The sequence below is a fragment of the Mycobacterium kyogaense genome (genome assembly GCF_036946525.1).
Taxonomy (GTDB): domain Bacteria; phylum Actinomycetota; class Actinomycetes; order Mycobacteriales; family Mycobacteriaceae; genus Mycobacterium; species Mycobacterium kyogaense_A.
Genome location: NZ_JAQIIY010000012.1, coordinates 162,345 through 174,707, shown reverse-complemented (window position 1 = coordinate 174,707; position 12,363 = coordinate 162,345). Strand labels below are relative to the sequence as shown.

Here is a 12,363-nt window from a genome sequence, read left to right as displayed (position 1 = left end):
GATGCGGGCCACACGGGTGGCCACCGCAACCGGTCAGGAAGGCGGGCAGTACGTCATGTAGGCCAACACCGCGAGGTCCTCCGCACCTTTCTGGTTCATTCTCGGGTTGTCGTTGAGGACAAAGCTAACGATCCGGGAGAGCGGGACTCCGGAACCTATCTGTCGGCAAATGTCGTGGGCGTACAAAATAGACATGTACGGAGTCGACGTGGTGATGCCAACTTTGGTCAACCTGTCGAGAAAGGCGGTGTCGAGCGGTTCCGCCTGCGCAGGCGAAGTTGATCCAAGCAAGGCAAATATCGCGCAGATAGTCGCGATGCCAACGTTCCGGGTCAGAACGATCATCATGTCCCCCCGACGTTGTTTAGTTCGCTCGTAGTGAATGCTCCAGGTCTCTGAAGTCTTAGCACTGGCCGGCAAGTGTGGTATCGATATGCGCCACATTGGTCGCTCAGGTCTCTATCTCATCGATGGCCAGAGGGGATATGGGCCGCTACCTCCGAAACAGCTTTATGCCTCAGCATGGGCGAAATCTCGTGGTCCGAGCTCTTGGGTTGCTGCAGCCTGTCCGCGTATCAATTACCAGCGTCGCCGCACGCGGGCGAATACGCTGTCAATGTTTACGTGCAGTTCGCGATGAGCGTCAGCATAGATTGGTGCAGCTGGGGTGCGTGTTGTCTCCGCGGGCACTTGTTGCGCTCGCACTGGCAAATAAACGTCTGAAGGCCGTTAAGAGTCGGTGAGTTTGCGGCATTCTTGGCAAGAGAAAAGGCGGAGAACCGTCGACTTCGTATTCGCAGGCAAGACGGCTACGGTTCGGCGGCTCGGTGTACCGCCCGATTTGGCCGCGAGGTTCGGGGGGATCAGACGTGGGCACAGAATCGAGTGAACCGCGACCAACGGTCTTTTGCCCACGAGGTCACGCGAATGAATGGAACTTCAGGTTCTGCGGCGAGTGCGGATCGCCAATTGGTGCTTTGCCCTATCCCGAAGCGGAGGACGAAGTTCCGGCGCACGGCGGGTCGGCTCGGCGGCGAGGGCTAATCTTCGGCAGCGCGATAGCCGCCAGCCTAGTGGTAGTACTTGTCGCCGTCGTGACTGCCGTGCTGCTCACCCGCACCTCGAGAGAAGGACCCCCGGTCGGCAACCCAGGCGACGTCAGCGGCAATAGGGGCGTGGCGAGCGTCGCGACTCAGTGTGACGCCGCGCCAGCATTAGAAGCTGAATCTGTCGACATGGCTCGCGATGGCTTGTCAGTGGGGGCAGCCTTCCTGTCGCAATGCCCGGGGGGCAATACCGAGGCGGGCTCGGAGGTACGGATCACCGTCGCCGCCGGGGAACGGGACATCGCGGCGGGTACCTTCGATTTCTCGGCCTCACCTCTGAAAATGAAGCCCGGTGAAATCGTGCGCCGAATTCTAATCTTTCCGCCCGGGATGTATTGGCGCACAACTGCAATGTTCTCTGGAGCCCCTCAGCTTGTCTTTCATTCCGGTGGTCAAGTGGCGAGAGCCGCCGCGGTGTCGAACGGGGATCGGCTTGTTGCAAACCATGTTGCCGATCCCGAGCACGGCAGTATCGACGGAGTGGCGGACGCGGTATTGAAGGAAGTGCGTGACGCCGATGCCTCGTTCGTCTCAAGTTCGATCGCGAATCGGTGGGTGCCGCAGATCAGTTCAAAGAAGTCGGGTCTGACAATCGACGGCAGAACTTTGACGAACGCCGATGTACTACGAGACCACCTCGATCTGCGCGCGAAGTACAACGGCGTGCGGTTGTTGTCTTCGGGGGAGTGGACGACGTTCAACTCGCCGGATTGGTGGGTGACGGTTATCGGCGCTCCTGCTCTCGATCCCGCCGAGGCGAACGCCTGGTGCGACACTCAAAGACTTGGTGTGGACGACTGCTTCGCAAAATTCGTCAGCCCCCTCTTCGGTGTAGAGGGCACCACGGTCTACAGAAAGTGAGTCCACGATGGGCTTCTGTGTGTTCTGCGGTGTTCGCTTGGCAAATTCTTTGCGGTGCGATTCGTGCGGTGCAATCAACGTCGATGGCACCTGGTACGAGTCCGCTTATGCGGCGCCGGCGACGTTCAGCGCCGGACCCGTCACCGGTTGGAAGCCGGACCCAACCGGTCGGCACGAGGGCCGCTACTTCGTCGATGGACAGCCCACAGATTTGATCCGTGATGGCGGCGCCGAGGCTCTCGATCAGCTAGGCAATGAGCAGCTGGGAAACGCCACTTCCCTTGGTACTTCGCGTGACACGCCGCCCGCAGCGAAGCGCCACTTCGGGCTCTCAATAGCGGTGGCAGCCGCAATTGTCCTTCTGGTCAGTACTGGACTGGTCGCGTATTGGTACTTCACTAGAGACGAGGGGAAGGTTGACGGCGAATATTTGGCTGCTTTGCGTCAAGCAGGCTTGACGGGCGAGTTCAATTCCGACGCTAACGCCGTGGCTCAGGGAAAACAGGTGTGCCGCAAACTCGAGGACGGCGACCCGCAGCAGGGAATGCCCGCAGATAAGGTTGCGGTACAACACTTCTGCCCGCAATTCGCTGAGGGCTTCCATGTTCTCGATACAGCGACCATCTTGGGCAGCTTCACGCTGAAAGACGAGAACGCCAACGCGTATTCATCGGCGATCAGGGTCGATGGCTCATCATGCACCGGATCGGGCGGATACTCCGACATAGAAGCAGGAACCCCGGTGACAGTGAAGAACGGTAAGGGCGAAATTCTCACCACCACGTATCTCGAAAATGGCGAAGGGGGTCAGTTCATGTGCACCTTTGGCTTCACCTTCAAAGCCACCGAAGGCCAAGACCGCTACGTCGTGTCGGTAGGCCGCAGAGGTGAGCTGAGCTATTCGTTCGAACAGCTGCGTGCCGGTGGAGTAGCGCTCTCTTTGGGCTGATTTCCGGGGCAGGCGCTGCGATCGAGCTTCTGAGTGACCTACGCTCCGGAAACGAGGCAGGTTCACAAGCCGGCGCGCTTGCCGAAGGTCTGGCGCAAGTGGCGTCGCTTACTGCACTGCCCGGAAACTCTGGGAGGGCTAGCGTAGCGGGAATGGGTTTGTTCAGTCACGAGGAAGTACGGGACTCGTCCGACGAGGCTAGTGGTGGCGGTGTTCAGAGGGTCCGAGCTGCTGACGTGGACGCGTTCGGCGTCGATGGTCCGGTGGTCGTGGGTCCGGGGCCGGCGCCCGAAGACGGTTCGTGTGGACAGTACGCGGTGCAGTTTCACGTGACGACATCGATGCTCGTCGGGCTGAAACGCATCGCCGATAGGCAGGGAGTCACTGTGCCGGAGGTGTGCCGTCAGGTGATGGGTGTCTTCGTTGCCCAGCAGGAGGGCGAATTGTCCGCGCTGATTGCTGCTGAGTCCGATGCGGATGATTACCGCCCGAGTTTGGGTCAGGCGTAGGTGCGGCCGGAAGGTCACTGCTCGGGCTCGATATCTGCGACAGTGCAATCCATTTGAGACACCTCCTTAGAGTCTGTTGAAACTTCAGGTGTAGCCGAAGGCCCTCAATCCGGCCCTCGCGCGTGAAGCGCATGAAATGCGGTCACCGTCATCCAGGTCTACCGTCCCGTTCCTGAGCCGCGGGTCGGCTATGTAGGCATCGCGTTCGACGTCATCAAAGCTCCCCGCACCATCACGTGCGATTACTACATGCGTCTTTGCAGCAAGACCACCCGGGTGCGGGAAGGCCTCACCTCCCGATCCTGTCAGCTTGACAGGACCCCAGTCACCCTCCAGGACAGGAGAATTACCACCCGATGTGAGTATGTCGATGTTGCCGAGATCTTTTGCACCACTGGCGTCGTGGCGTCGGTGTAGACCGTGCCCGAGCGGTGAAGCCATTCGACCGCTTCTGGGTCGATGAAGCGAGCTCGGCTGATCGGTAGCAGTGATGCTCGCCAACGTGGGGTCGACGGTGCGCAGGGTGGTCCGGAGTCAGGACCACTTCGAGGATGAAGGTCAGCTGTGAGGGCGTTTCGTCGATCGCTAAGACATAACTGTCTTCGAGATAAAACCCGACGAGACCGGGGAACTGCTCGTAGTCGATCACGCTGGGTGCACCTCCAATTCTTCGGGTAGTGGCCACCGGTTCGGGGGTTGGTCCGTCACCCATACATACTCCAAGCCTGACAGATGACCGCCGCTGATCCAGATGACGACCTCGCCTCGATAGTCGACTTTGTTCGGGACGAATGCCCGCGCTGGAAACGGCCCGTCCGGGCAATGGAATACCGCCGCGAAGTTTGGCGCCCGCACGTCGAAAACCCATGTCGAACCGCCCGAAATCAATGCACCAGTTAGTTCGGACACCAGGGCAACTTCGTCGTAATTCTTTGTCGTGCCGACGATTGCGCGAATCAGCGCCCGCTCCCCGTCGGTCAGCGCGCGCCACTGCGGACGCTCGGTCACGACGTCGCCTTGTCTCGCCGCATCACGTCTCGTCTAATCTCGCCGCATTGACACGCTGCAGGAGATCGCTGATCGCGATGCCGTACTCCGTGGGTTCCCAGTTGTCGTCGAGATTGTCGAGAATTCCTCGGACAGGATCGACACGATCAGCTCTGCATCACTGGGCGACGCAGTTTCAGTTCGCGCCACTCTTTCTAATAATGCTGGATCGCGGCGATGGAGAACGTCACGGAGCATCCGCTTCTGTGCGTCTCGGAGGGTCCTCAAGCTTGCATCCATCGAGCCCACCTTCCGCACACCGATTCGATTCTGCGACATCCGCTCTGGCAGGTGCGCTCTAGATGGCGAGTTCGCCAACCATTCCCTTCTAATGACGCCCACCCGTCATGCTGCCTGCGGACGTTTCTCATTGTCACGCGCCATCCGGATTGGGCTGTGCACTCCACATAGCCAGCTTGCCGCCGGGCATCGAGACAACTAGCGCCCCATGAGGCCCGGATACGTTCCACGCCTCGTACGCCTCATCGGCGGGTACCTGAATCAGGCTGCCGTCCTCAAACGCAACTCTGAGTTCACCGGAATCGTCGGCGGTGGATTCAACGACGTCTAGCCCCACCAACTGGCGGATCGGGAGGAAGGCCTCCTGCGGGTCTTCGTCTGGGGTCAACGTGAACACTTCGTTGTTGCGAGTGAGGATAAGGGGCGACGCGATCAGTGCGGAATGCTCGTCCGACAACTGCATAACCACCGAGTTCTCGATCAGCACAGACTGCAGCTTCTTACAGTTGAGTCCTAGATCCATCAAGGCCACCAACCTTTCCGGAGCGATCTATCGAGCTGTTCCGTGGCCTTTCCCGAAAGCGACGCTTTCTCGACGATAGCGGTCGACGCCGGGGGCCTTCACACAAATTTTCGGCCGATGTTGCCTCAGGATGGCTTCGACGCCCGCGTCGTATCGGTTGTCACACCCCAGTCGTACCGTGCGGACCATGAACGACGGACGTCAGCGACGCAAGATGAAGCAAGCGCGCCGGGATGCGCGGCGGCGGCACCGGACGGACCCCAAATTGGACGAGTACGACAGGATGGCCGGCAATCTGATCAGCGAGGCTCTGGCCAAGAAGCATCCACTGGGTCTGCTCGCGATCGTCGCCTATCTGGTCCAGTCCTCAAAGCCGGATCCGTTCGCGCGCTTCAGATCTAGCCGATCCCTCGACCGCGAGCGGATGATTGAGAACTTCACTGCGCTGGAAACGCAGGTGTCCACCGCGCTGCTGGCGGCTCTCGCAGAGTTTTTCGACGACGACCCAGCCGCTCAGACAGCGTGCCGCCAGGAAGTCGCCCGCCGACGCCACCACATTCCGAAGTGGATCACCGAACTTAGGCGCGTCGAGGTCTACCGAGCCGTCCGGTTCGCTCACGTCCTCGGCGACTTCGACGAGCTGGTGATTGGCGCACGCTTTCCGAGCGGTCACGAGGTGGCCTGCGTCGCTCAGATCAGCCACAGCACGATGTCGATGATCGACACCGCCGAAGTCGGGTACGGGCCGGTAGCGGATCTCCTCGACAGCATCCAAGTGGACGGCGATCCGGACGTGGACCTCATAGAGATGACAGTGGCCGACGCGAAGGAGTGGATGCTTGAAGGCTTGAAGGGGTCCCCGTTCCCGCGAGAGACGGAATCGTGGCCGCAGTGCAGACCCCTGGTCGAATGGCTTGTCGGTTGCATGCCCGACGGTGGCGACGGGTACGCACCGCCGGACTGGGACCACACGGAGTTGCTCGAGCTGCAGAGGGAGTTCTTCGCCTCGCCCGCGGGACGCGCATTCGATCGTTTGTCGTTCTGGATGCAGATGGAGAACCTGCTGGAGTCGGGCAACGGCGATCCGGTGCGGTGGAGTGCGGTCCGTGTCGCAGAGGCGCTGGAAGGGTCGTCATACGTCGATGACGCCGCGACGTTGGAAATCGAGCTGAGCACACCTGATCTCCTGCGGGCCTTCATCCCTTTCGCTCATGCGCGAAGTGGGATACGGGAGGGCCTCACAGCCGAAGCTCTGGCAGCTGTCGACCGTCACGCGCCGCGCTTCCGCCGGGAGGTGATCGCGGAGGCGAAAAAGTGGGGCTACTTTGACGACGACGATGTTTGCGAGCAAGCGATCAGCGGTTGACGCCGTCAAAGCGTCTCGCCGGGGCCGTGCGGTGTGGGCGGCGACGGATTTTCGAGTCCCCAAGCTCGGGACTTGGACGCGGGGCGGGCCGGTGAGCCCGAGGCAAACGATCCAGCTGTGGGTGAGCGCGCCGACGAGCTTCTGCCGTCACAGCTGCGGTCGGTACTCAGCCAGTAGCCGACGCGCGACACCTTCCCCGTGTGAGGTGAGGCTGAACCAGCAACACCACGGCCATACGTTGACGTCCTCAGATGCCTCGACGTAGTAGTGCTCAATTTTGGCGATCGCGTCATCGATCGAATCGGGCCATGCAGCGAAACCCCGCTCGGCTGTGACATCGCCGACCTCGAAAAGGCCGTCCGTGACCAACTCGCGGATGAGCCCCAACACGGCGTCTTGGACCCGCGACGTCGAAGATCCAACGATGGACAGGGCGACACACCGATGCACCTGGTCAAGCGCCACCCAGTCGTAAAGACCATGGAGGAGCAGGCTTTCGCGGGGAGTCATCACGAGGGTGTCCCGCGGCGTTCGCAAGGCGGGTAGAGGAGTAGATCGTCGTGTTCCCGGCGGTGGCAGGCCTCGACGAATGAGATACACGATGCGACGTCATCCAGAAACGAGCGCGCTTGCTCGGCGGTGAGTCGGTAGTACTCGTCGTAGTCAACCGGTCCGTTGCTGACTGGTATCGCGAGATAACAGTCACCCGTCTGCCCATCGTCGCCGAGGGAGAAGCGATGGTCGATCGAGAAGTACGTCTCCGAGAACCGGCCCTCACTCATCGATCGGAACCTCCATCGTTGCGATGCATAGCAAGAATCCCGACGCGCGCCGCGTCGAAGCATCGCACGATACGGTCGCGGACCCACACGAGTGGATCGGCATAGGCTTCGTACTCCTGCCTCGCTCCCTGCGTGATGTCCCCGAGAGGCCCCCTGGGTCGTTCGGTGAAGCGTGTCAGGAATTGCCAGTCAGGGCTGTTCACGCCGAACTGATGAGCGTCGGACGTCGCGATCATGACGTTCGTTTCGCCCTCTCTGGATGACTCGTAGATCTGAATCCTGCAATCGGGCGAGCGATAAAAGACGATGTGGCGCTCGCGGCCGCCGCTGTCGGGGTTATCGTCGATCTGGTCGAGAACGAAGCCGCGAACCGCCAACGCGGGTCCGACGATTGCCTCGACGTCATCACGGAAGCTGCTCATCATCGACGTCCTCGGACGACCGGTGCTCGGCTCATACTGGCGTTCCCCGATTCCACCCCGGCCGCTGGATCAGTCGGTCGTCTCGGTCGCGATTTCTGCACGACTCCGCGAATTCGGCTGCTGCGGAACGATTGTGCAACAACCCGCGGAACTCATCGGGGGCGAGTTCGCAGTACTCCTCATAGTCGACGACTCCGCTGCTCACAGGAATCGAGAGGTATGCCTTGCCGGAGTCGTCCTCGATGCCGAGGGAGTACCGATCCCGCGCGGAAAAATACGTGTCGAGGTAGACCATAGGCACACCCCTCAAGCGGACTGATCGAGCCGACTGTTCCCGACAAGCCTACGACGTGAAGCGATGCGGACCATGCATCACTTCCTAGGGCGTGCAGCGCGCGGATTGAGAGAGGCTGGAACCAAACCAAGAACGTCAAAGTGCTGTCCAATGGTGCACCACTTACGCCTCAGCGTTTCTATGCCGGAACCGCAGAGCATAGGAGATTAGGTCGATCTTGCTGACGGCGAGCGACGTGGCGTGAACAGATTCGGTTCTCAACGGCCACTACACGAGACCGCGTCGTGCAGATGTGGCGCCTTACTCCGCCAATTGTCGGAGCGGTTTCAGCGCATGAGATACGTGTAGTAGTTCCCGATGGCTTCCAAGCTATCGGTAGAGAGTTCGGGGTGTCTTCGGAGCATTTCCGCCTCAACGTAGTCTGCTGCTTCGTTGAGCGACATCTCAGTCCAGTCCAGTTCGATTCGGACCGCCTCGTCGAGCATTGCGTGGACCCGGGACTTCATCACAGTCGACTGAGAAGGGCCATAACGGGTACTGAACTCCTCGAGGTTACTTCCGGGGTAGCGCCGCAGATAAATTGTGAGCGCTTCGCTGACGTCAGGCTTCTCGATCGGCATCGATTCGTCCACTTAGTCAACCTCGTGCCAGCTGGTTTGAGCGTTGCGTGCCGGGCATTCTTCCGAAAATGGGGATTGAGCCAAAGCGGTCGACCGCGATGGGACCGGATGACCCAATGTCGCCACCAAAAGTGATCCGCTCCGGTGGGGCGTAGTCCGCGTTCAATTTGCGACCGCTATAACAGATCTCAACGAGCGGCCCCGCGATCCGAGCCCGGTGCGAAGACGATGACATCGTCGTGCTCCCGCCGACGGCAGGCCTCGGCGAAAAATGCGGCGGCATTGTCATCGACCATGAACTCGTCGTACTGCGCCTCAGTCAACCAGTAGTACTCGATGTAGTCGATCATGCTGTTGGAGACCGGGATACCGAGAAAAGGTTGACGCAAGGCCTCTTCTCGACCGAGCCAGTATCGGCCAGTCGCCGAGAAGTGGGTCTTCTTGAACTGACGTCCCTTCATGACTCAAGGATTTCGAGGCGTGAAACGGCCAGGCGAGTGAACGGAAACCGGTGGCGATGCGAGCGCCGCTTCGATCTGCTGCTCAACCAATTCCTGGAGTTCAATCCTGTTGGCTGGCAGGCCGGGTGCTGAGCCTGGTTCCTCCAGCAGGACGACCGGATTCTCAAGTCGACCTACTTCAACGAAGCCGACCGGCAAGAGCAGCGTCCCAGGCAGCAGCACCACCTCCATCTCGTCAGGATGCCTGGACAGCGGAGCGATGTATCGGCCGCTTGTGGTGGCAATTGCAGCAACGCGCTCCGAGGTGAAGTTCTCACTGGCGACTCGCGGATTGACTGAGGTAGGTAACAGCCCGGAAAGCGTGATTGCGTATCTCGGCGGTGCGCCGATCATGCCCCTGTATGTGATTCCCGGAATTGCAGGGAGACGGGAGATTTGATCCACCAAATCGTCGGTCATGCGGATACCTTTGCGATTGCGTCAAGCATGGCGCGAGCGTGACAACCACGACGGTCGGTGAGTAGCGGCCTAGGTCGTGGGCATGCCGACATTGATGAGCCGCTCGATTTCTTCGGTGGGTTCAGCCATCAGATGGCTGAACATGATGGCCCGCGCCGCTGGAAGTACGGCAGCGTCCTCCCCGGCTCTTATCTCGACAAAGCCCTCACGGATTTCAATCACTTCAACCCCAGGGGCGTAGCCTCGCTCGTACAGGTCTCTACCGAGTGAGCCCGACGCGAGATCGCTTCGCGCGTTCGATGCCCATTGCCAAAGTAGATAGCGCTCCGCGACTTGGAAGTTCGAAAATTGCGCAACGCCCGGAAAATTGCGTCCGCGGTCGTTGGTTCTGTCCAGCACCCACCAATTCCCCTCATGCCGAAGGTGGAAGGTGTCGTCGTCAGATCTGAAGACCGCCTTCTGAGCAATCTCGTCGGACGATACGGACGGATTCGACATGCGCGACCATGCGGTCCACTTCAGCCAATTCGCTCCTAATCTCGAGAAGCTGACCATTACTTCTCCACTCTTTCTAGGACGCCGAAGCCAACCAGGTCGGTGACCGATGCGTCTGTGCCATCGGGCGCGATGATGCGGTACTGCAGACCTCCGCCGGGCTGGTGAAACCAGGGAGCAACTGCCGACTCTTCAATGCGCCATCCCGGCGGCAGTCGTGTCGGGTCCTTCACCACATACTCAAAATACGGCTTGAGAGCGCTGTCTGGCGGAAGTGCCCTCTCGGCGAAGGGCGTTCCGTGCGGCGAGAGCCATTCCCCGCCGGGATAGCCGAATCGATCGAGCATTGTTCCAGCGGGGACGTGAGCGTCAGGGACGATCGTTCCGGGGATTGCGTATGGCTTCTCCGGCAGGCTCGAATCCGGGTAGATGATATTGCCGTCCGCGTCCACGAAGTCTGGTGCGAGGTCTGCCGGTTGGTACCCGTCGAAGAGCGGTGAATCCGGCGGCAGTGGGGGAGGTGCAGTGTCCGCGGGCCGCGGATCAGGTGCCGGTCCGTGATGAGCGTCGGATGGGGCATGGCCGTCGTGATCAGCCGGGGTGTGTGTCTGCGAATCGCCACCATGGGCCGGCGGTCGGTCACCTGTCGCCGGACTGTCATGCGTCGCTGGCGCAGGATGCTGGTGCACGGCAGGGTGGTCCCCACCAGGCGCCTCCACCGGCGCCTTCCCGCCCGCACCCGGAACACCCTGTGCCTCCGGCACTTTGATGCCGTCGAGCTTCGTGCCGACCTCGCTGGCCTTGGTGGTGATCCCTTCGGTCGCCGACGCGGCGCGACCACCGGCGGCCGCCGCGGCGTCTCGCGTGCCCGCGCCGGCAGCCCGCGCTTCGGCGCCAGCCACCCGTGCCTCCGCGGATGCCGCGCCGGCGGCCGGTCCGGCCTCCCCGGCGCCCGGCAGGAACATCGATCCCACCTGCGCCGCGTTGTAACCCAGTGCCCGGAACGGATGGCCGTTCTCCACGTCCTCCCAGTCGAGCAACCCCTCAGCGGCGTTGAGGCTGCCCTGCGGATCGGAAACGACTTTCTCCGCGAGCAGCGCCGGATTCGTCACCATCGCAGTCGAATCCGCGAGACCCTTCCACGTGTCGAGCGCTCCCTGCGGGTCGTACGCGAATCGCATCGGGTCCAGTCCCTGGATGCCCTCCGCAGTAACACCGACGAACTTCAACCCTCCGGCCGGCAGGTCGGTCAAGGCCTTGAAGTCCTGTGACAGCGCGGTGCCGACGTCCTCGCCGAACGCTTCCACGAATTCCTTGGTGGCCCAGCCCTGCAACGACGTCGTCGCCGAATCGAGCGCATTCATGCTCTGGCTGAACAACGTTCGGGAGGCATCGGCCTGCCGCTTCATGTTGGCCAGCACCGTCTTGATCTCGTCGGCGACCTCCTGCACCTTCTGCCACGGGTTCTCGCCGCTGAAGATGTCGCCCAGCGCATCGAGGACTCCACTGATGCTCAGCTGGTGCAACAGTGCTCGGATCGCATTCTGCGTGGCTTCCACGTTCGCCGCGAAAGCTTCTACCCCTGCAGCCAATTCGCTTGCTTGCGCGGCAATGTCAGTCAGGCCGCTGCTGATCTGTCCGGCAGCGTCGCTCATGTGACCGGCCTCGGGAATCTGCTGTCCAGCCAATGCCGCGCCAGCGGCAGCGACAGGTTCCGCCACCCCTCCAACAGCGGTGCCGAACGACCGCCACGCCGCTGCGGCCGCCCGCATCTCCTCAGGATTGCCGTCTGGCCAGACGTCGCCCACCAACGACTCGACGACCGTCCATGCCAGCGGCGCCACGACGCCGCTGCCCATCGGGGGCGGCATCGACGGTGCGGTGAATCCACCAGGCGCGGAGGGCTGCGGGACGGATGTCTCGCCTCCGCCCACCGTCGATGCCGCATTGGCGTGTTCGTAGTTGAACGCCGACATCTGTACGCCGAAACCGACCTTGCGGCAGGCATTCACCGCCGACGCTGCGGCGTCGAGAAGTGACGTGCCGGCCTCTGTGTAGGTCTGCCCGAAGAGGAGTCCCGCAGCGTCGTGCCCAAACAGAGCCCCGGCACCTAACAGTGCTGTCGACAGACTGTGCACTGCGGTGGCGACGGTGACGCCGTCAGTTGCGACGGCCGCGCCGGTGCCGGAAAGCGTGACGGGGTCGACGGTGATGGGAGCCGTCACGGA

At 61.4% G+C, this 12,363-nt stretch carries 16 protein-coding genes; 4 read left to right on the top strand and 12 right to left on the bottom strand.

Annotation, left to right across the window (positions count from 1 at the left end; genetic code table 11):
• Nucleotides 1–33 precede the first annotated feature (33 nt).
• Nucleotides 34–348 carry a DUF732 domain-containing protein gene (locus tag PGN37_RS11330; RefSeq protein ID WP_335331125.1) on the bottom strand — a complete coding sequence of 105 codons (315 nt, stop codon included), beginning with the start codon at nt 346–348 and terminating at the stop codon, nt 34–36.
• Nucleotides 349–1,094: 746 nt separating this feature from the next.
• Between PGN37_RS11330 and PGN37_RS11325 the strand changes: the two genes are divergently transcribed.
• The 3 genes from PGN37_RS11325 (at nt 1,095) to PGN37_RS11315 (ending at nt 3,425) form a co-directional block, all read left to right on the top strand.
• On the top strand, nt 1,095–1,967 hold the full coding sequence (locus PGN37_RS11325; protein ID WP_335331124.1) for a hypothetical protein: 873 nt from the start codon (nt 1,095–1,097) through the stop codon (nt 1,965–1,967).
• A gap of 7 nt (nt 1,968–1,974) precedes the next feature.
• Nucleotides 1,975–2,916 carry a DUF732 domain-containing protein gene (locus tag PGN37_RS11320; protein WP_335331123.1) on the top strand — a complete coding sequence of 314 codons (942 nt, stop codon included), beginning with the start codon at nt 1,975–1,977 and terminating at the stop codon, nt 2,914–2,916.
• A gap of 236 nt (nt 2,917–3,152) precedes the next feature.
• Nucleotides 3,153–3,425, top strand: coding sequence for a hypothetical protein (locus PGN37_RS11315; protein ID WP_335331122.1), 273 nt, complete (start codon nt 3,153–3,155; stop codon nt 3,423–3,425).
• Between the two features lie 645 nt (nt 3,426–4,070).
• Here PGN37_RS11315 and PGN37_RS11310 read toward each other — a convergent pair.
• On the bottom strand, nt 4,071–4,433 hold the full coding sequence (locus PGN37_RS11310) for a hypothetical protein (protein ID WP_335331121.1): 363 nt from the start codon (nt 4,431–4,433) through the stop codon (nt 4,071–4,073).
• 412 nt (nt 4,434–4,845) lie between these two features.
• Nucleotides 4,846–5,235 carry a DUF6188 family protein gene (locus PGN37_RS11305; protein WP_335331120.1) on the bottom strand — a complete coding sequence of 130 codons (390 nt, stop codon included), beginning with the start codon at nt 5,233–5,235 and terminating at the stop codon, nt 4,846–4,848.
• A 265-nt stretch (nt 5,236–5,500) separates the two neighbouring features.
• On the opposite strand from PGN37_RS11305, the gene PGN37_RS11300 reads away from it, so the two are divergent.
• Nucleotides 5,501–6,601, top strand: a complete 1,101-nt coding sequence (locus tag PGN37_RS11300) for a hypothetical protein (protein ID WP_335331119.1) — start codon at nt 5,501–5,503, stop codon at nt 6,599–6,601.
• A gap of 147 nt (nt 6,602–6,748) precedes the next feature.
• Here the strand turns inward: PGN37_RS11300 and PGN37_RS11295 are convergent, their stop codons facing one another.
• From PGN37_RS11295 to PGN37_RS11255, 9 genes are all read right to left on the bottom strand, one after another.
• Complete coding sequence (locus PGN37_RS11295) at nt 6,749–7,114, bottom strand: hypothetical protein (RefSeq protein ID WP_335331118.1); 366 nt, start codon at nt 7,112–7,114, stop codon at nt 6,749–6,751.
• Nucleotides 7,111–7,383, bottom strand: a complete 273-nt coding sequence (locus PGN37_RS11290) for a hypothetical protein (protein WP_335331117.1) — start codon at nt 7,381–7,383, stop codon at nt 7,111–7,113. Before PGN37_RS11290 ends, PGN37_RS11295 begins: the two co-directional genes overlap by 4 nt.
• Nucleotides 7,380–7,805: a hypothetical protein gene (locus tag PGN37_RS11285; RefSeq protein WP_335331116.1), complete on the bottom strand. Its 426-nt coding sequence runs from the start codon at nt 7,803–7,805 to the stop codon at nt 7,380–7,382. The genes PGN37_RS11290 and PGN37_RS11285 overlap by 4 nt, the downstream gene beginning before the upstream one ends.
• Nucleotides 7,806–7,836: 31 nt before the next feature.
• Nucleotides 7,837–8,100: a hypothetical protein gene (locus PGN37_RS11280; protein ID WP_335331115.1), complete on the bottom strand. Its 264-nt coding sequence runs from the start codon at nt 8,098–8,100 to the stop codon at nt 7,837–7,839.
• A 326-nt stretch (nt 8,101–8,426) separates the two neighbouring features.
• Nucleotides 8,427–8,732, bottom strand: a complete 306-nt coding sequence (locus PGN37_RS11275; RefSeq protein WP_335331114.1) for a hypothetical protein — start codon at nt 8,730–8,732, stop codon at nt 8,427–8,429.
• 176 nt (nt 8,733–8,908) lie between these two features.
• The gene (locus PGN37_RS11270) at nt 8,909–9,181 is read right to left on the bottom strand and encodes a hypothetical protein (protein ID WP_335331113.1); all 273 of its coding nucleotides are present in this window, start codon (nt 9,179–9,181) and stop codon (nt 8,909–8,911) included.
• 3 nt (nt 9,182–9,184) lie between these two features.
• Nucleotides 9,185–9,640, bottom strand: a complete 456-nt coding sequence (locus PGN37_RS11265; protein WP_335331112.1) for a hypothetical protein — start codon at nt 9,638–9,640, stop codon at nt 9,185–9,187.
• A 69-nt stretch (nt 9,641–9,709) separates the two neighbouring features.
• On the bottom strand, nt 9,710–10,195 hold the full coding sequence (locus PGN37_RS11260) for a hypothetical protein (protein ID WP_335331111.1): 486 nt from the start codon (nt 10,193–10,195) through the stop codon (nt 9,710–9,712).
• Nucleotides 10,195–12,360 (bottom strand): TNT domain-containing protein, encoded by a 2,166-nt coding sequence (locus PGN37_RS11255; protein ID WP_335331110.1) that lies wholly within the window; start codon nt 12,358–12,360, stop codon nt 10,195–10,197. The genes PGN37_RS11260 and PGN37_RS11255 overlap by 1 nt, the downstream gene beginning before the upstream one ends.
• Between the last annotated feature and the right edge of the window lie 3 nt (nt 12,361–12,363).